Origin of the sequence: Bradyrhizobium diazoefficiens (genome assembly GCF_016612535.1) — a bacterium.
GTDB lineage: Bacteria > Pseudomonadota > Alphaproteobacteria > Rhizobiales > Xanthobacteraceae > Bradyrhizobium > Bradyrhizobium diazoefficiens_C.
In genome coordinates, this window is sequence record NZ_JAENXS010000001.1 from 1,092,890 (window position 1) to 1,110,548 (window position 17,659).

Consider the following 17,659-nt stretch of genomic DNA (forward strand, 5'->3'; position numbering starts at 1 on the left):
CCGCGCCCGGTCTGTGTGACCCGACGCACGATTTGCTTACGTACAGTTTAGTTGCGCCTTGATAGCGTTCTCTGCTTCGTGATGCGAAGCCAAAGCCGCACGGCGTACCATGCCGTGCTTCCCGAGCCGGACATCCGGGCTCGGCCTTTCACAGGGATCATGATGTCCTCTTACCGATCGGCTGCCTGCCTCCTTGCTGCGCTGCTCTCGACCAGTGTCCTTTTAACCGGCGCTGCCTTCGCCCAGACCACGGTAACATCGACGCCGCCTGCAAGCTTCACGCTCACTAACGGCCTCCAGGTCGTGGTGATCCCGGATCACCGCACGCCCGTGGTGACCGAGATGATCTGGTACAAGGTCGGCTCGGCCGACGAGACGCCGGGCAAGTCGGGGCTCGCCCATTTCCTCGAGCACCTTATGTTCAAGGGCACGGCGAAGCACCCGGTCGGCGAGTTTTCCCAGACGGTGCTGCGGGTCGGTGGCAACGAGAACGCGTTCACCTCGGTCGACTACACCGGCTTCTATCAACGCATCCCGCGCGAGCAGTTGCCGACCATGATGGAGTTCGAGGCCGATCGCATGACCGGGCTCGTCCTCAAGGACGAGAACGTGCTGCCGGAGCTCGACGTCGTGCTCGAAGAGTACAACATGCGCGTTGCCAACAGCCCCGATGCGCGCCTCAACGAGCAGATCATGGCCGCGCTCTATCTCAACCATCCCTATGGTCGCCCCGTGATCGGCTGGCATCAGGAGATCGAGAAGCTCAATCGCGAGGACGCACTCGCGTTCTACCGCCGCTTCTATGCGCCGAACAACGCGATCCTGGTGATCGCCGGCGACGTCGAGGCCGCCGACGTGCGCCCGCTGGTCGAGCGCAATTTCGGACCGATCCCGGCCCAGCCGGCGATTCCGGCGCGACGCATGCGCCCGCAGGAGCCGGAACCGGCCGCACCGCGCACCGTCACCCTGTCCGACCCGCGCGTCGAGCAGCCGAGTCTGCGCCGCTATTATCTGGTGCCTTCGGCGACGACGGCAGCGGCCGGCGAAAGCGCCGCGCTCGACGTGCTCGCGCAGTTGATGGGCAGCGGCAGCAATTCCTATCTCTACCGCGCGCTCGTCGTCGACAAGCCCCTCGCGGTCTCCGCCAGTGCCGGCTATTCCAGCACCTCGCTCGACCCGACCCAGTTCTCGATCTCGGCCTCGCCGAGACCCGGCGTCAGCTTCGCGGACGTCGAGCAGGTGATCGACGGCGTCATCGCCGACATCGTACAGAACCCGATCCGCGCCGAGGATCTCGAGCGGGTCAAGACCCAGCTCATTGCGGAGGCGATCTACGCCCAGGACAATCAGGCGGTGCTGGCGCGCTGGTATGGCGGTGCGCTGACCACCGGACTATCGATCGAGGACATTCGGAGCTGGCCCGACCGTATCCGCGCGGTCACTGCCGAACAGGTCCGTCAAGCTGCGCAAAAATGGCTCGAGAAGAAGCGCTCGGTGACTGGCTATCTGATCAAGGACACCACACCCGCCAAGCGCGAGGAGAAGCGTTCGTGACCTATTCCTTCCTTCGCGCAAGACACCTCCTACGCACAAGACGCTTCGCGCTGTCCTTCGTCACCGGCGCGGCACTCGTGTTGACCGCAATCTCGCCGTCGCAGGCGGCTGCAAAGATCCAGCACCTGACCTCGCCGGGCGGCATCGAGGCCTGGTTCGTGCAGGACGCGACCGTGCCGCTGATCGCCATCGAATATTCCTTTGCCGGCGGCTCGGCCCAGGATCCCAAGGACAAGCCGGGCGTCGCCAATCTCGTCGGCGACCTGCTCGACGAGGGCTCCGGCGATCTCGATTCCAAGACGTTCCACGAGCGGCTCGATCGCCGCGCCATCGAGCTCTCCTTCAGCGCTACCCGCGACACCTTCCGCGGCAGCCTGCGCATGCTGCGCGACAACAAGGACGAAGCCTTCGACCTGTTGCGCTCGGCGCTGACCTCGCCGCATTTCGAAGCGGCCGATGTCGAGCGCATCCGCTCGCAGGTCATCTCCGGCTTGCGCCGCGAGACCACCAACCCATCGTCTCTGGCGAGCCGCAAATTCCTGGAGATGACTTTCGGCAATCATCCTTATGGGCGACAGACCAGCGGTACGCTAGAGAGCGTGCCGACCATCACAGTCGCCGACATGAAGGATTATGTCGGCCGCATCCTCGCCAAAGACACGCTGAAGGTCGCGGTCGTCGGCGACGTCGATCCGGCGACCCTTGGCAAGCTGCTCGACCACACCTTTGGCAGCCTGCCGGCCAAGGCCAATCTCGTGCCGGTCCCCGACGTCGAGGCCGCCAAGCCGCCACAGCGCGCCTTCGTGCCGCTCGACGTGCCGCAGACCGTGATCACCTTCGGCGGCCCCGGCGTGAAACGCAGCGACCCGAACTTCATGGCGGCGTATGTCGTCAACCACATCCTCGGCGGCGGCGGACTATCCTCGCGCCTCTATCGCGAGGTGCGCGAGAAGCGCGGTCTGGCCTATTCGGTGTTCGAATCGCTGCTCTGGATGGAGCATTCGGCGATCTTCATCGGCAACACCGGCACCCGCGCCGACCGCGCCGGCGACACCATGGATGCCATCGAGAAAGAGGTACGCCGCATCGCCGACGAAGGGCCGACCCAGAAGGAGCTTGACGAGGCCAAGTCCTACCTCAAGGGCTCGCAGATGCTGGCGCTCGATACCTCATCCAAGCTCGCGCAGGCGCTGCTGCAATATCAGCAGGACAAGCTGCCGATCGACTATATCGAGAGGCGCAACGCCATCGTCGACGCGGTGACGCTGGAGGACGCCAAGGCCGCCGCCAAGCGGCTGTGGGGCCAGGGGCTCCTGACCGTCATCGTCGGCCGCGCCCCGCAGGCCGCGGCGCAGCCGGTGGCGGCGACTCCGAAGTCGAACTGACGTCCGCGCCCCTCGCACGACTTCCTGAAATGGCCGGGCTCGCCCGGCCATTTGCGTTTCGCGCGAGCGCCATTGCCGAATGTGGTTGTCCGGGATATGTCCGGACATCACCAATGGTGGCATCATGCTGCGGATATCCCGCGATCTCGTCATCGACGAGGACGACATCGAGATCGGCTTTGTCCGCGCCTCCGGCCCGGGCGGGCAGAACGTCAACAAGGTCTCGACCTCGGCCCAGCTGCGCTTCGACACGCGCAAGCTGACCATCCCGGAGGACGCGACGATCCGGCTCGCCCGTATCGCCGGCCAGCGCATGACCAAGGACGGCGTGATCGTGATCCACGCGCAGCGCTTCCGCACCCAGGAACGCAACCGCCAGGACGCCATCGACCGGCTCGTCGAGATCCTGACCGAAGCGATGATCCGACCAACGCCACGCCGCGCGACGCGGCCGACCTTTGCCTCCAAGCAACGCCGGCTCGACGGCAAGAAGCGCCGCAGCGACGTCAAGTCGAAGCGCGGCGGTCACTTTGAAGACTGAGCAGCCTGCTCCGGAGCGACTGTGGGCAGCTTGGACTTGCCGCATGCAATTGCGCGCTGGCGGGATTAAATTAAAGCGCCTGAACGCCCCAATTGAGTCCCTTCATGCCCGTCCGCCAACTCCCCGAGCAGGTCGTCAACCGCATCGCCGCCGGCGAGGTGGTCGAGCGTCCCGCGAGCGTGGTCAAAGAACTCGTCGAGAACGCAATCGATGCCGGCGCGAGCCGGATCGACGTCTTCACCGATGGCGGCGGGCGGCGGCGGATCGGCATCACCGATGACGGCAGCGGGATGACGGCGAAGGATCTCGCACTCGCGGTTGAGCGGCATGCCACGTCCAAGCTCGACGACGAGGACCTGCTCCAGATCCGGACCCTCGGCTTCCGGGGCGAGGCGCTACCCTCGATCGGCTCCGTCGCGCGTCTCTCGATCACCACGCGGCATGCGAGCGAGCCGCACGCTTGGGCGCTCGGCGTCGAGGGCGGCGAGAAGTCGGAGATCATGCCGGCGGCGCTGGCGCACGGCACGCGCGTCGAGGTCAACGATCTCTTCTACGCGACGCCGGCCCGGCTGAAATTCCTGAAGACTGACCGCACCGAGGCGGAGGCGATCCGCGAGGTGGTGCGGCGGCTCGCCATGGCGCGTCCGGACGTTGCCTTCACGCTGGCCGGCGAAGAGCGCGCACCGGTGACCTGGGCTGCAGCGCTGCCTGGCGCCGCCGGACGGCTGACGCGGCTCGGCGACATCCTGGGCGCGGAGTTCCGCAGCCACGCCATCGAGGTCCATGCCGAGCGCGAGGGTGTCGTCGTCGCCGGCTATGCGGCCGCGCCTGCGCTGACGAAGGCCAATGCGCTCGGGCAATATCTCTTCGTCAACGGCCGGCCGGTGCGCGACAAGCTGATCCTCGGTGCGGTCCGCGGAGCCTATTCGGACTATCTGCCGCGCGACCGCTATCCGGTGCTGGCGCTGTTCGTCACGCTCGACCCGCGCGAGGTCGACGCCAACGTGCATCCAGCCAAGACAGAGGTGCGCTTCCGCAACGCCGGTCTGGTCCGGGCGCTGATCGTGCACGGGTTGAAAGAAGCGCTCGCGCGGGAGGGGCGACGCACGGCCGCCAACGGCGGCGAAAGCGCGTTGTCCTCGTTCCGACCCGCCTTTACGCCTCGTCCGGCGAGCTGGGACTGGCGCGCCTCGCCATCCGCCCCGGTTGCGCCGATGCCGTCGTTCGAAGGCTCCGCCGCGCCGGCCTTCGCCGAGCGTGCTCAGGCCGCGTTCGACGTCGGCGCACCGAGCGCTGACGTGCGGTTCGAGACCCAGCCCGCGAGCGATCTGGTCGACCGCCCGCTCGGCGCGGCGCGTACGCAACTCCACGAAACCTATATCGTCTCGCAGACCCGCGACGGCTTGATCATTGTCGACCAGCATGCCGCGCATGAGCGCATCGTCTATGAGCGGCTGAAGGCCTCGCTCGCCGAAAACGGCGTGCAGCGGCAGATCCTGCTGATCCCCGAGATCGTCGAGATGGACGAAGCCACGGTGGAGCGCCTGCTCGACCGCAGTGACGAGCTCGCTTCATTCGGACTTGCGATCGAATCCTTCGGTCCCGGTGCGGTCGCCGTGCGCGAGACACCGTCGCTGCTCGGCAAGACCAATGCGGGCGGTCTGCTGCGCGATCTCTCCGAGCACATGGCCGAATGGGACGAGGCCTTGCCGCTTGAGCGCCGCCTGATGCATGTCGCCGCCACCATGGCCTGCCACGGCTCGGTACGCGCCGGTCGCAGGCTCAGGCCCGAGGAAATGAACGCGCTGCTGCGCGAGATGGAGGAGACGCCGAACTCCGGCCAGTGCAATCACGGCCGGCCGACCTATGTCGAGCTGAAGCTGTCGGACGTGGAGAAACTGTTCGGGCGGAGGTAGCGCTCGGTGCCGTAGGGTGGGTTAGCGAAGCGTAACCCACCTCTTTAGCTTCAGCGGAGACAGAAGTGGTGGGTTACGCTGCGCTAACCCACCCTACACACCGAGTACGAAGCTACGGTCGCTTCAAAAACACAAGCTCCGTGTCGTCATACGCTCGCCGCTCTAACTCCTCAAAACCTTCGGGTGTCGCGAACTGCGCGGCCTTTGCCTCTTCCACTACGAGCAGCGCACCCGGCGTCAGCCAGCCGCCATCGCGCAGACTCGCGAGTGCCTTTTCCGCAAAGCCCTTGCCATAGGGCGGATCGAGGAACACCAGCGAGAACGGCTCGACGGGATGCGCGGGGCCTAGATCGGTCGCATCGCGGCGATAGACCTTGGTGACGCCGCCAAGACCCAGCGACTCCACATTGTTGCGCAACAGCGCGCGCGCCTCCGCGCCGTTGTCCACGAATAGCGTGAATTTTGCCCCGCGTGACGACGCTTCGATGCCGAGAGCGCCGGTGCCGGCGAAGAGATCGAGCACGCGCGCGTCCTGGATCGGATCGCCGTAGGCGTGCACGAGGATGTTGAACACGGACTCGCGCAGGCGGTCCGCCGTGGGGCGGATGTCGCGCGAGGACGGTGAGGCCAGATTGCGCCCCTTCAAGCGACCGCCGACGACGCGCAACTTCAGTCCTCCCGCGGCGTCAGGTCGCGCTTGCCGTGATAACCGCGCTTCGGACGGCGCGGCGTGCCGTAGCCGTTGGCCTCGGACTCGTTGCGCTCGCGCGCTTCCTCGCTGCCGGTGCGCTGCACCAGCACGCGGCGCCCCTTGCGATCGGCAATCACGTCGCGCTTGCTGGCGGGTTTCTTCTCGCGCGATGCGCCGTCGTCGTCAGTCGAGGCGGCTTTCTGCGGCACGTCGAACTGTGCGCCCGACTTCTCGATCACCTTGTCGCCGAGCTGCTCGCGCAGCACGCGCGAACGAATCTCCTCGACCTGACCTTCAGGGACTTCGCCGAGCTGGAACGGACCGTAGGAGACGCGGATCAGCCGGTTCACCTCGAGGCCGAGATGGGCGCAGACGTTGCGCACCTCACGGTTCTTGCCTTCACGGATGGCGAACACCAGCCAAACATTGGCGCCCTGGTCGCGCTCAAGCGTCGCCTCGATCGGGCCGTATTTGACGCCCTCGACCTCGATGCCTTCCTTCAGCTGGTCGAGCTGCGCCTGGGTGACGTCGCCATGGGCGCGAACGCGGTAGCGGCGCAGCCAGCCGGTGTCCGGCAGCTCGAGCGTGCGCGCGAGGCCGCCGTCATTGGTGAGCAGCAGGAGGCCCTCGGTGTTGAAGTCGAGCCGACCGATCGAGATCAGCCGCGGCAGGCCTTCGGGCAGATTGTCGAACACGGTCGGACGGCCCTCGGGGTCGTCATGCGTCGTCATCAGCCCGCGCGGCTTGTGGTAGAGGAACAGCCGCGTGCGCTCACGCTCCGGCAGCGGCTTGCCGTCGACAGTGACGACATCATTCTGGGTGATGTCGAGCGCCGGCGAATTGATGACGCGGCCGTTGACGGTGACACGACCCTGCGTGACCATTTCCTCGGCATCGCGCCGCGAGGCGAGGCCCGCACGCGACAGCACTTTTGCGATACGCTCGCCGGCCTTCTTCGGCTTCGGCGCGTCGTCACGACGCGGCCGACCTTCGAAATCCCGATCGCGCTGGCGATAGGCGCCGCGGCCACCGAAGGCGGGGCGCTTTTCGAAGATCCTGCTCTCATCCTCGTTCTCACGGCGCGGACGATCGCCGAAGCCACCTTCGCTGCGCGGATGCTCGTGCCAATCGGAGCGCTCGCGCGGACGGTCGAATTTCGGACGGTCACCGCCACGCCCACCACGCTCACCATCGCCGTCACGACGGGGCCGCTCGAATTTGGGACGGTCGTCGCGCGGGCGATCGAATTTGGGTCGCTCGCGGAACGGACGATCGCCGGACGGACGGTCATCACGCGAACGCGAGAAACGCGGACGGTCCTCACCGCCTTCGCGCTTCTGCCAGGGCTTGTCGGCGCCGCGATCGCGGCCACCGAAATCCTTGCGTGGCCCGCGATCCGGCGCGCCCCGCGAGAACTTCCGCTCACCGTCGAACTTGCGTTCGGGGCGCTCGCCGCGCGGCGCGCGATCACCGCGATCGAAATTCGGGCGGTCGCCACGCGGCTTGAAGCCGCGCTCGCCACGATCCTCGCGCGGCCCGCGATCCGGCGCACTCCGCGAAAACTTCCGCTCGCCGTCGAACTTGCGCTCCGGACGATCGCCACGCGGCGCATACGGCCGCTTGTCGCCGAACTTCTTGTCGCCGGAGCGGCCAGCCGGACGCGAGTCATCGCGGTCACGGCTGCGCGGCGGACGGTCGTCGCGGCCAAAGGACGGGCGATCACCGCGCGGCTTGAACGGCCGTTTCTCGCCATCGCGCGACCCGCCGTCGGAAAACGGCCGATCGCCACGCGGCTTGAAGCTACGCTCGCCACGATCCTCGCGCGGGCGGTCATCCCGCTTGAAACGCGGCTTGTCGCTGAAATCACGGCGCGGTGCGTCGCCGTCTTCCCGCCGGCGGACCGGACGGTCGCCGCGGGGCGGCGGCCGGCTGTCGCGATCGCCCTTGCCCTCGGCGCCGCGCTTGGCGAATTTCTTGTCCGGACCGCGCGGCTTGCCGCTGCGGCCCTTTGGTGATCCCTTGGCCGGGCCTCGCCGGCCGCGGGAATCGTTGTCTTTGTCGCTGTCGCGAGGCATGAATAATCTCACTCAGGGGGTGGCGCGATGAGCATATGCGCGCTCATTCAGAGCCGCATGCTCAGGCAAAATCGGTAAGCACTTCTGCTGAAGGCGCAGCTACTAGCAGGTTTCTTCGGATGATACGAGGCTTGAAAGCCCCCTCTTTCATGGATTTGGCGCTCAAAACGGCCGAAAATGCCGGAAAGGCGGGCGAAGTTCCGATCGGGTGCGTAATCGTCCGCAATGACGAGGTGATCGCCACCGCCGGCAACCGGACGCTGACCGATTATGACCCCACGGGCCATGCCGAGATCATTGCGCTGCGCGAAGCCGCGAAAAAGATCGGCAGCGAACGGCTGGTCGACTGCGACCTCTACGTGACGCTGGAGCCCTGCACCATGTGTGCGGGCGCGATCTCCTTTGCAAGGGTCCGCCGGCTCTATTACGGCACGGCCGATCCCAAGGGCGGCGCGGTCGAGTCCGGCGTTCGTTTTTTTGCGTCGCCGACCTGCCACCACGCCCCGGACGTCTATTCCGGGGTCGGCGAGAGCGAGGCGGCGCGGCTGCTCAAGGAGTTCTTTCGCGAGCGACGTTAACCGCCTGCGAAAAACGCGCGTAAGGCCTTGGCGGTGACGTCCGGGTTCTCCTCGGTGAGGAAGTGGCCGGAATCCACCGGCTGTCCCTCGACATTGGTGGCCCACTGTTTCCAGATGTCGAGCGGCGTCGCCGCGGCCTGGGCGATGCCGACGCCACCCCACAGCGCCAGCATGGGAATCGTGATCTTCTTGCCGGACTCGAAATCGGTCTTGTCGAGGTCGTAGTCGATATAGGCGCCGGCGCGGTAATCCTCGCACATCGCGTGTACGCGGGCGGGATCGCGGAACGGGGCGATGTAGTGCTCGAGCGCCCGCCTGTCGATCGCATCGAGCGTCTTCGACTTGGTCTGGCTCGCCATCTTGAAGCGCAGGAAGAACTCGCCGTTGCTCGCGATCAGCGTCTCCGGCAGCGGGGCGGGCTGCGCGAGAAAAGTCCAGTGATAGATCTTCAGCGCGTAGGCGCGGTTCATCCGCTCCCAGTAATTATAGGTCGGCAGGATATCGAGCACGGCGAGGCGCGACAGCCGGCCGGGATGGTCGAGCGCCAACCGGTACGACACGCGGCCGCCGCGGTCGTGGCCGGCGAGCGCGAAGTGGACGTGGCCGAGTTGCTCCATCGCCTCGACCATGGCCTTGGCCATCGCGCGCTTGCTGTAGGGCATGTGCAGCGCGTCGCTCTCGGGCATGTCGGACCAGCCATAGCCCGGCAGGTCGGCGATGATCAGCGTGAACCGCTCGGCGAGCTGCGGCGCGACGCGGTGCCACATCACATGCGTCTCGGAGAAGCCGTGCAGCAGCAACAGCGGCGGCCCCTTGCCGCCGACGCGGGCGAAGATGCGGCCGAACGAGGTGTTGATCCATTCGGAGGCGAAGCCGGGATAGAGGTCGGCGAGATCGGGCATCGGTTCCACCTCTCAAACGTCGAAAACAACCCCATGCACAGTAGGGCGGCCTCTGATTCACTTATACAATTTTCGTCAGCTCCGAGCCTTCTCCGCGTCCACCGCCTGCCAGCCGATGTCGCGGCGGCAGAAGCCGTCCGGCCAGTTGATGCGGTCGACGGCCTGATAGGCGCGGGCCTGCGCCTCGGTCACGGTCGCCCCCAACGCGCAGACATTGAGCACGCGGCCGCCATTGGCGAGGATGGCGCCATCCTTCGCAACCGTGCCGGCGTGAAAAATCTCGACGGTGTCGACTTTCGCCGCGTCATCGAGCCCCTCGATCCGCGTGCCCTTCCGGTAGTCGCCGGGATAGCCCTTCGCCGCCATCACCACCGTCAGCGCGGATTCCGGATACCAGCGAAGGTCAAAGTTCTTCAGCTGACCATCGCAGGAGGCGAGGAACGCCGGCACGATGTCGGACATCATCCGCAGCATCAGCACCTGGCACTCGGGATCGCCGAAGCGGACGTTGAACTCGAACAGTTTTGGGCCCTGCGTCGTCAGCATGATGCCGGCGTAGAGAATGCCGCGGAACGGCGTGCCACGGCTCTTCATGCCGGCGACCGTCGGCAGAATGATCCTGGCCATGATCGCGTCGTGGATCGCCGGCGTCACCAGCGGCGTCGGCGAATAGGCGCCCATGCCGCCGGTGTTCGGCCCGACATCGTGATCGAACACGCGCTTGTGGTCCTGCGCTGAGGCCAGCGGAATGGCGGTCTCGCCGTCGCAGAGCGCGAAGAAGCTGATCTCGCGGCCCGGCAGAAATTCCTCGATCACGACTTCAGTGCCGGCCTCGCCGAACGCGCCCTCGAACATCATGGCGATGGCGTCCTCGGCCTCGCGCACGGTCTTGGCGACGACGACGCCCTTGCCGGCGGCCAGCCCATCGGCCTTCACCACGATCGGCGCGCCCTGGCTTTGCACATAGGCGCGCGCATCATCGGCGTTGGTGAAACGCTTGTAGGCGCCGGTCGGAATGCCGAATTCGGTGCACAGCGCCTTGGTGAAACCCTTGGAGCTTTCGAGCTGGGCGGGGATCTTGTTCGGGCCAAACGCCTTGATGCCAGCGGCGGTGAGATCATCGACGATGCCGGCCGCCAGCGGCGTCTCCGGACCCACGACCACGAGCTCGACGGCGTTCTGCTTGCAGAAGGCGATCACGGCGGCATGGTCGGCCACATCGAGCGCCACGCATTCCGCCTCGCGCGCGATGCCGGCATTGCCGGGCGCGCACCAGAATTTGGTCACCAGGGGAGAAGCCGCGATCTTCCACGCCAGAGCATGTTCGCGGCCGCCGGAACCGAGCAGGAGAATGTGCATCGAAGGCTCAGAATGAGGGGTTTTGCTGGGGCGGAGGTCGCATGAATCGGGGTGGGGCTCAAGGGGGCTGGGGGCGGACTCCCCGGGCATTCCGGGGTGGGACGTCGAGCCGCTCTCCCCCTGGAAGGGTTCGGGCGAGCTACGCTCGTCCCCGCAGACAAGCTGGCGCCAGGAAGCGCGTCGGCTAGTCCCGATTGTCTCCCTGCGTCCCACGCGGATCAATCCCGATTGGAGGCGCGTTATCGCGTCCAGCAACGGACTATCCGAGGCCGTGGTCAGCGAGACAGGGAATGTATCAGTGCGAAAAAGTGGCGCGCGGCGGTAGCGCCTCGCTCCCGGACCGACCGGTGCCAGCGAGGCCCGGCGGCACGCCGCTGTTCGCAGCAAGCCTGCGAAACACAGGGATTGCCATACGGTTGCAAGTAGCGATCGACGGAAGCCTTACGTTCCGCCGGATTCAGCCAGAATTGGGAGCGCGCGGACGCTGGATCGTCGCAGTGTTGGAAAGACGTGCGCAGACGGCGCACGCTTTTCCTTCATCGTTCAAAATCCCCAGGGCTTCGCGGATGATTGGTCCTTAGTTGGACCCTTGGTGGCCATCATCGTCCCCAGCAATGCGCCTGCTCTTGCAGAAGCTCGGATCCACTGCACTTGCCTGATAGTCGAGAGGACCGTCGACTTCGTCTTTAAATTTCACGAGGACATCAGGGCAGACCGCTTCCCGCGTCTCGAGATTGCCGCCGCAGCTCCAGTTGGCGGCGTCGTTGACGTTGCCCGTGCCCTTGTACTTCGCGGTTTGCGGATACGGGCACAGCGGCCGCGACAGCGCCGGAGCGAGGCTTTGACCAATCACCTGGTCCGGAGCCACACCCTTCTCGACCCAATTGACCAGAGCTGCGAAGTCGGCGCCGTTTTGCGGCCAGGGGCCCGTGGTCCCGAGGCTGAAGATCGGTGCGCCGCAGTGGCCGACGCCGGGCGCATGGAAGAGACGGTAGAAGCTCTGCACGCCCTCGAAGCCGGTTCGATCGCCCCGCCGCTGATATCGCTCCGCCATCTGTCGATAATAGTTGAGCACGCCGCGCGGATAGATGAACTGGTCGTTCGCACCCACAAACGTGATGAGCTTTCCGCCACGCGCTCTGAAGGCGTCAAGCGGACCGAACGTGTCGGTCACGTCGGCGATATTGCGGGAGCCGGCCTGCGCCACATCGGGATAAGAAAGGCCCTTGCCGACAAGGCTGACCGTCGTCCATTTGGTCGACGGCGGCGCAAAGCTCGGATCGATCAAATTCCATTCGAACTGGGTGACACCAAGCGGGAAGGGGGTCGGCCCATCCAAGATGCTGAAGTCGCTACCGCGATCCAGACCGAACCAGATGCGGTCGCCGTGCTTGTTGCGCGGTCCGTCCCAGATCTTGTCGACCGTCGTCGCTTCGTCCGGCGTCAAACAGGCAGGCGCCGCCGGTGCCCCGGGCTTTCCGCACACATTGGCCTTCGCACTAAAACGGCATGTGCGGGGATCATCGATGATGCCGTCGGTCGCGCCGTCATCGGCATCACAGGCCGCGATCGCGGATTTCTGCACCGCCGCAAGCTTGGCTGGCGGGATCGACCCGCTCGGCTGCTCGCCCGCCTGGTCGAACATGGCGAGCTGGCCCCACATCTGCGCGGTCTGGAAACGCGTCCAGTACATCGCCGGCGCGCTGGCGAGAACACCATCGAGCTGGTTGCCGAGTTCCTGGGCCAAGAGGTACCCCTGCCGGCCACCCGTTGAGCAGCCGTTCCAGTAATTATAGCTCGGTGGCTTGCGGTAGTAGGACGTCGCGATACGCTTTGACCACGTGATCTGCTGCTTGATACCGATGCGGAAGAAGTCCTGGATGAATTCGAGATTGTAGGTGTGGTCTGCGTTCACGCCCGGCGTGCAGTCGCCGCCGCTGTGGCCGCCATCGGTGCCGGATCCGACATAGCCTGTGTTCACGGCAGCATCGACGTTCAGATTTCCCGCACATCCTCCGCCTCCAAGCCCTTCGGTCCGACCATTCCATGCGCCTTCGATCCCGCCAGCGCCGCCGTCCGTCGCATTCAGCGGCAGGCCCACAGAGATCGTGATGTTCTGGTTCGGATTAGTGCCGTACACCAGCGTCACGTTGCAGTACTGCTTGCTGGCGGGAGCCGCGGTCGTCTTGATGGTGCTGGTCACCGACTTGACCGCGGGATTTCCGGTCAGTTCAAAACGCGGGTCGGTCGACAGGCTCGTGCATGCTGGCGCTGCGGGGGGCTCAGCGTGCCCCGGTAGCGCGGCAGCCCCGGCGGCAAGTGCGATAATCGGCGTGGTAAAACGTAAAACAGTTCGTAGTCGCGTCATGATAGCCCTCCCTGACAAGATCGTGATTTTTGCTAACTCGTAGCATCACGATGGGAGAGGGCCGTAGAACAAGAGCGCCGAAGGATGGAACAAAAGGCCTGCGGCCGCTGAAAATCCTCTCCCCGATGGAGGGCGGTTTGCAGACGCAACTATCCCCGCGGACGTGCGGCGGACCCGGCTCGCGCCACGCGAGACGTCTCGGAGGGCGCCTCTGCGTAAGCCGCGCGATATCGGGCCGCAAAATGCCCCATATGCGCGAAGCCCCACTTCAACGCCACGTCCCGGATCGACAAGACGTTTTGCGGCGAAGACAATTCCGCCTGCACGGCATGCAGCCGTATGTCCCGCAAATAGGCGAGAGGGGTGACATTCCGATACCTCCGGAATCCATATTGCAGCGACCGTACGCTGATGCCGACTGCGCCCGCCACCTCGCTCAAGGTCAGCGGTTGATGCATGTTGGCATGCATGAAATCGACAGCCTCCCGGATCTGGCCGGAGGTCGCGTCGATCTGACGAGAACGCGGGCTCTGAACTTCAGCGAAGTTCAGAAGAACCAACCGGAGGAGGGACTCGCCGAGCAGAGCCATCGACTTGTCGGATCGCACGGATGCATCACGCATTCCGGCTCCGACGGCTTCGCTCAGCGCCCTCAACATCTGCCCCGCAGAGCTGCCAAGCTCGAGTTCAGGACGCAGTTCGATGTTTCGCAGCGTGGCGCCTTCGAAATCGGCGGACAATATCTTCCGTACCATTGCCACATCGAATTCGAGTGTGACGTGTCCGTGCCCGTCGCCGCCGGCATAGGAAATCGAGCTGACGTCCGGCACGCTCAGCGCGAGCGCAGAGTCCGGGCCGATTGCGACGGCCCGATTTCGGATTCGGGCGCATACGGTGCCTGCACTCGGCAGCACGAGACCGAGCCTCTCCTTCTGCTGTGTAAATCGGCACGTCCAGTCTATCTCGGATGCGACTTCCCACCAGGAGAGGCCCGCGGCCAAAGCGAATGCCCCCTTCCAGCGGAACGCGCGCTGGCCGCTGTCGAGGTCGATTCGCGCATGCGGTGCGAGCCGGTTGAACGTGCTAAGAAATCTCTCGAAGCTCTCGTTGCGACTACTGAGATCGCTGAACATGAGGTCACACCAGCTCAAGAACGGACCATCGATGTTCAAATCAATCCCAAACGCGCAACAATGTCCAGTCCGCGCAATCCGGCGCCAATAAGTATTTAGGGCGCAATCTCATGGGCTTAGAATCACCGGCCATTCGCCTTGCCGGGAGAATTCGTGCCATGGACCTGCCGCTCTTCCATCTCTACGGCGACCCACCGGAGCCACGGGCATACAACTTCGTTCACGCCGAGACGATCGCATCCCGATGCCTGCTCCACGACTGGAGGATTGGCGTGCATCGCCACGCCAATCTGCTGCAGATATTGGTGATCGAGCATGGCACCGGCGAAATTCAGTACGAAGTGTCGACCGCCGTCTTTTCCGCGCCTGCCATTATCGTGGTGCCCCCGACAGTCGCCCATGGATTTCGTTTCCAATCATCGACGACCGGTTGGGTCGTGTCCTTCACGCAGGACGTGGCTCGCGTGTTTGGCGATCCCCTGGGCGGAGTGATCGCGTATCTCAAGCGGATGACGGATGGTCCCGTCATCGCGGTCGGGGATGCCGGGAAAATTGTGCGCTTGTCCGAGCTATGCGCTCATTTGAGCGAGGAGCGCTTCCTGTCCCGCGAGGGATTCCATGTCGCGATGAACAGCTATCTGGCGTTGATCGCGGTCGAGGTCCGGCGCCTTGTCGCGGATCGTGATCCATTGACGGCGAGCCACGACGATGCGGTGATCGACAAGCTGTTCAAATTGATCGAAAACAATTTTCGCGACCATCGACTGCTGAATTTCTATGCCGCCAGGCTGGCGATGTCGCCTGATCGCCTCAACAAGCACATCAAGCGCCTGGCGGGAGTGACGGCCGGCCAGTTAATCCGGCAACGTGTCTTGACCGAAGCGAAGCGACAGCTTGCATTCTCGGACCAGCCGATCAGCGAGATTGCCTATGATCTCGCATACTCCGACCCGTCCCACTTTGTGCGCTGCTTTCGAAGAGATACGGGAATGACCCCGCGAGCCTTTCGTGAGCAGGCGGCCCGGCTTACCTAGGTCCTCGAAGGACGAAGCGGCCCTGTCATTATTGTCCGCTCAACGTGCGCCCTTGCTTCCTCGCCCCCCACTGGAGATCGACCGAGAGTCAGCCCTCGCAATCAAATGCGCAACGACCAACCGTCTCGCTGGTCGGCGGCCAGCAGGATCGGCCGGCCGCAGAGAACGGGATGGTCCGCAACAATCTTTGCTTGAACTCAGCTTCCTCCAGCCAGCCCTTGTCATGGCTGTGTCGACTAGGGGTTAGGTTTATAAGGCGCTTTGCTCTCGCATTTGTCTTCGACAAAATCTTACGCAGTGCGAACAAGCTGCCTGCCTGATCTCAGCGCGAGAGGCGCTATCTTGTTTATTCGTAATCACGGTGACAGTGCTGGACTGCACCCCTGAAGTGAGACACGATAATTACAGTGACAGGCATTCCGGGGCAGAAGTCATCCACCGCCTGGCTACGGCCGCTGCATTTATGTCTTTTACGATTTTGAAGAGTTCGATGCGCGAATTCACGCAGCCGACGCCATGCGTATCGCTGGTCTGACGGCTCTGGACTCAGCGGCGGAGCCAACCGAGAGCGTTGGCGCGCAAAGAGAGCAGCCAGTTCCAGAGACGAGCGAACCACGGCAGCGTGAGAATCTTCGGGCGAACAATCCTGAACAGTCTTTCGACCAGAAACAGACTAGCCGCGTAGGCGCAAACGAGAGCGGCGGTGCCGGTGATCCAATGCCCTTTGCCCGCAATCGCCACAGCACCGAGCTTCAAGGGCTCGACGATGCTGGCCGGGATGAGAAGCAGCACCAAGGACTGGTAAGGCCCCAATGCCTCGATGTATTGGCGTAGCCGCGATGGCAGTGGGCCTGACGATGGCTGCGACATGGGACTATCGCCCTAGCCCCTTCTCCACCTTCTTGCGGCTGTTGCCGACCTTCTTGACCGCCTTCTTTACGGCCGAGGCTGAGCGTCCCGTTTTCCTGGCCTCGTATCGGACTTCGTAATCTTGCCCGCCAGCGACGCGGCTGCGGTCCAGCTTGCACCTGCGGGTGGTTTGCTCCTTTGCCTTCCCAGCCATGACACTCCTCCTCATGGCGCAACGCGGAAACGAGTCGCCCGGTTCCGAGCGCCTTTTCCGCGCTGTGACGAAAGCGCGAACTGAGACGCGCTGCTGGCGGCGAGACGCGAATTGGAACGTCCTGATAACGGATGGCTTGATTGCTCAAAAGGAGCGCTATCATGAACATCTCCCGTTTGGCTCTTATCCTGGCTGTTGTCATTCCCTGCTCCGCGTTCGCTCAAGGCGGTGGTGGAGGAGGCGGAGGAGGAGGTGGTGGTGGTGGTGGTGGTGGTGGAGGGGCGCAGGCGGAGGATCATCTTCAGGTGGTGGCGCGGGAGGGAGGCGCAGCCTCCTCTTCAGGGACGGCGGGTGCAGCCGCAACATCTCCATCCGGTTCAGCAGGGACCGGTACCGCAGGTACCGGTGCAAATGCGAACTCGACGACGGCTCCTGACCTTAACAATAGAGCGGCCACGGGAAACGTTGCGAACGGCAACGTCAACAATCCCTCGCCTGCCCAGTCCGATGCAAATCTTCGAACAGGGAACGGGAATGGACTGACAACGGGAGCGGCGCCCGGCACGAACACTGCCGGTACGGCAGCCCCTGCGGGTTCGCCCGCGAACGCACAAGGCGCGGCGCCCGCGGGCGGCATCGGCAGGCCGATGACGGCGGACGAAAAGGGCAGTGACGACAAGATCGATCAAGAGAACAATCGCGCTGATAAAATCGTGGGGAAGATTTGCAAAAACTGTTAAATTGCAGCGTGTGCATCGTTTTCATCGCAGCAATTGCGTTCAACGATCCTGCTGAGGCCAAACACAAACGGCAGAACACGCGTCCCGTCACAACCGCGACAGGCCAACCCAACTCCACCAGGCCTGCCAATGACCCGCTTCGCGATCCCGCCGACAAGGCGCCGGACAAGAAGATCAAGAGCATCTGCCGCGGCTGCTAAGCGCGATTGCCTAGCCAAGCGGTTCGCACGGGGCGATCAAAGTCGGCTGGGTTCAAGCCCAGCCGCGCCAACTCCTCCGGAGCGATCACGGAGATCATAGCGATCTCGATGGGTGTGCAC

The 17,659-nt window shown here is 64.5% G+C and carries 15 protein-coding genes; 7 read left to right on the forward strand and 8 right to left on the reverse strand.

The features are described from left to right. Positions 1–159 precede the first annotated feature (159 nt). The 4 genes from JJE66_RS05215 (at position 160) to mutL (ending at position 5,396) form a co-directional block, all read left to right on the forward strand. The gene (locus tag JJE66_RS05215) at positions 160–1,554 is read left to right on the forward strand and encodes a M16 family metallopeptidase (RefSeq protein WP_409362793.1); all 1,395 of its coding nucleotides are present in this window, start codon (positions 160–162) and stop codon (positions 1,552–1,554) included. Continuing rightward, the gene (locus JJE66_RS05220) at positions 1,551–2,939 is read left to right on the forward strand and encodes a M16 family metallopeptidase (protein ID WP_409362794.1); all 1,389 of its coding nucleotides are present in this window, start codon (positions 1,551–1,553) and stop codon (positions 2,937–2,939) included. The genes JJE66_RS05215 and JJE66_RS05220 overlap by 4 nt, the downstream gene beginning before the upstream one ends. Before the next feature lie 124 nt (positions 2,940–3,063). Then, a complete protein-coding gene (gene arfB / locus JJE66_RS05225) occupies positions 3,064–3,480 on the forward strand; it encodes an alternative ribosome rescue aminoacyl-tRNA hydrolase ArfB (RefSeq protein ID WP_200513024.1) in 417 nt (138 codons plus the stop codon). A 104-nt stretch (positions 3,481–3,584) separates the two neighbouring features. After that, positions 3,585–5,396 (forward strand): DNA mismatch repair endonuclease MutL, encoded by a 1,812-nt coding sequence (gene mutL / locus JJE66_RS05230; protein ID WP_200513025.1) that lies wholly within the window; start codon positions 3,585–3,587, stop codon positions 5,394–5,396. Between the two features lie 112 nt (positions 5,397–5,508). Here the strand turns inward: mutL and rsmD are convergent, their stop codons facing one another. Together rsmD and JJE66_RS05240 are read right to left on the reverse strand one after the other, a co-directional pair. Beyond that, entirely contained in the window at positions 5,509–6,063 is a 555-nt protein-coding gene (gene rsmD, locus JJE66_RS05235; RefSeq protein ID WP_246756090.1) for a 16S rRNA (guanine(966)-N(2))-methyltransferase RsmD, read from the reverse strand. 2 nt (positions 6,064–6,065) lie between these two features. After that, on the reverse strand, positions 6,066–8,162 hold the full coding sequence (locus tag JJE66_RS05240; RefSeq protein WP_200513026.1) for a pseudouridine synthase: 2,097 nt from the start codon (positions 8,160–8,162) through the stop codon (positions 6,066–6,068). 119 nt (positions 8,163–8,281) lie between these two features. On the opposite strand from JJE66_RS05240, the gene JJE66_RS05245 reads away from it, so the two are divergent. Further along, entirely contained in the window at positions 8,282–8,740 is a 459-nt protein-coding gene (locus JJE66_RS05245; protein ID WP_200513027.1) for a nucleoside deaminase, read from the forward strand. Here the strand turns inward: JJE66_RS05245 and JJE66_RS05250 are convergent. The 4 genes from JJE66_RS05250 to JJE66_RS05265 all read right to left on the reverse strand — a co-directional run bounded on the left by JJE66_RS05250 (position 8,737) and on the right by JJE66_RS05265 (position 14,502). Further along, entirely contained in the window at positions 8,737–9,642 is a 906-nt protein-coding gene (locus tag JJE66_RS05250) for an alpha/beta fold hydrolase (protein WP_200513028.1), read from the reverse strand. The genes JJE66_RS05245 and JJE66_RS05250 overlap by 4 nt on opposite strands. A gap of 75 nt (positions 9,643–9,717) precedes the next feature. Next, entirely contained in the window at positions 9,718–11,001 is a 1,284-nt protein-coding gene (gene purD / locus JJE66_RS05255) for a phosphoribosylamine--glycine ligase (RefSeq protein ID WP_200513029.1), read from the reverse strand. 577 nt (positions 11,002–11,578) lie between these two features. Further along, on the reverse strand, positions 11,579–13,369 hold the full coding sequence (locus JJE66_RS05260) for a tannase/feruloyl esterase family alpha/beta hydrolase (protein WP_200513030.1): 1,791 nt from the start codon (positions 13,367–13,369) through the stop codon (positions 11,579–11,581). A 149-nt stretch (positions 13,370–13,518) separates the two neighbouring features. After that, positions 13,519–14,502, reverse strand: a complete 984-nt coding sequence (locus JJE66_RS05265) for an AraC family transcriptional regulator (protein ID WP_200513031.1) — start codon at positions 14,500–14,502, stop codon at positions 13,519–13,521. Positions 14,503–14,660: 158 nt separating this feature from the next. Between JJE66_RS05265 and JJE66_RS05270 the strand changes: the two genes are divergently transcribed. Next, positions 14,661–15,536, forward strand: coding sequence for a helix-turn-helix domain-containing protein (locus JJE66_RS05270; RefSeq protein WP_200513032.1), 876 nt, complete (start codon positions 14,661–14,663; stop codon positions 15,534–15,536). A gap of 546 nt (positions 15,537–16,082) precedes the next feature. On the opposite strand, the gene JJE66_RS05275 is transcribed toward JJE66_RS05270, so the two are convergent. Both JJE66_RS05275 and JJE66_RS05280 read right to left on the reverse strand, forming a co-directional pair. Then, positions 16,083–16,406 carry a hypothetical protein gene (locus JJE66_RS05275; protein ID WP_246756091.1) on the reverse strand — a complete coding sequence of 108 codons (324 nt, stop codon included), beginning with the start codon at positions 16,404–16,406 and terminating at the stop codon, positions 16,083–16,085. Positions 16,407–16,410: 4 nt separating this feature from the next. After that, positions 16,411–16,599, reverse strand: coding sequence for a DUF3606 domain-containing protein (locus JJE66_RS05280; RefSeq protein ID WP_200513033.1), 189 nt, complete (start codon positions 16,597–16,599; stop codon positions 16,411–16,413). Positions 16,600–16,760: 161 nt separating this feature from the next. Here JJE66_RS05280 and JJE66_RS05285 point away from each other — a divergent pair, with 161 nt between their 5' ends. Continuing rightward, positions 16,761–17,339 carry a hypothetical protein gene (locus tag JJE66_RS05285; RefSeq protein WP_200515406.1) on the forward strand — a complete coding sequence of 193 codons (579 nt, stop codon included), beginning with the start codon at positions 16,761–16,763 and terminating at the stop codon, positions 17,337–17,339. Positions 17,340–17,659 lie beyond the last annotated feature (320 nt).

Bases quoted from the DNA above. Each gene is read 5' to 3' on its own strand.
- JJE66_RS05260 (WP_200513030.1), bottom strand. From the start codon at position 13,369: ATGACGCGACTACGAACTGTTTTACGTTTTACCACGCCGATTATCGCA.
- JJE66_RS05270 (WP_200513032.1), top strand. From the start codon at position 14,661: ATGGACCTGCCGCTCTTCCATCTCTACGGCGACCCACCGGAGCCACGG.
- JJE66_RS05280 (WP_200513033.1), bottom strand. From the start codon at position 16,599: ATGGCTGGGAAGGCAAAGGAGCAAACCACCCGCAGGTGCAAGCTGGAC.
- JJE66_RS05275 (WP_246756091.1), bottom strand. From the start codon at position 16,406: ATGTCGCAGCCATCGTCAGGCCCACTGCCATCGCGGCTACGCCAATAC.
- JJE66_RS05250 (WP_200513028.1), bottom strand. From the start codon at position 9,642: ATGCCCGATCTCGCCGACCTCTATCCCGGCTTCGCCTCCGAATGGATC.
- JJE66_RS05285 (WP_200515406.1), top strand. From the start codon at position 16,761: ATGAACATCTCCCGTTTGGCTCTTATCCTGGCTGTTGTCATTCCCTGC.
- arfB (WP_200513024.1), top strand. From the start codon at position 3,064: ATGCTGCGGATATCCCGCGATCTCGTCATCGACGAGGACGACATCGAG.
- JJE66_RS05215 (WP_409362793.1), top strand. From the start codon at position 160: ATGATGTCCTCTTACCGATCGGCTGCCTGCCTCCTTGCTGCGCTGCTC.
- JJE66_RS05240 (WP_200513026.1), bottom strand. From the start codon at position 8,162: ATGCCTCGCGACAGCGACAAAGACAACGATTCCCGCGGCCGGCGAGGC.
- mutL (WP_200513025.1), top strand. From the start codon at position 3,585: ATGCCCGTCCGCCAACTCCCCGAGCAGGTCGTCAACCGCATCGCCGCC.
- purD (WP_200513029.1), bottom strand. From the start codon at position 11,001: ATGCACATTCTCCTGCTCGGTTCCGGCGGCCGCGAACATGCTCTGGCG.
- JJE66_RS05245 (WP_200513027.1), top strand. From the start codon at position 8,282: ATGATACGAGGCTTGAAAGCCCCCTCTTTCATGGATTTGGCGCTCAAA.
- JJE66_RS05265 (WP_200513031.1), bottom strand. From the start codon at position 14,502: ATGTTCAGCGATCTCAGTAGTCGCAACGAGAGCTTCGAGAGATTTCTT.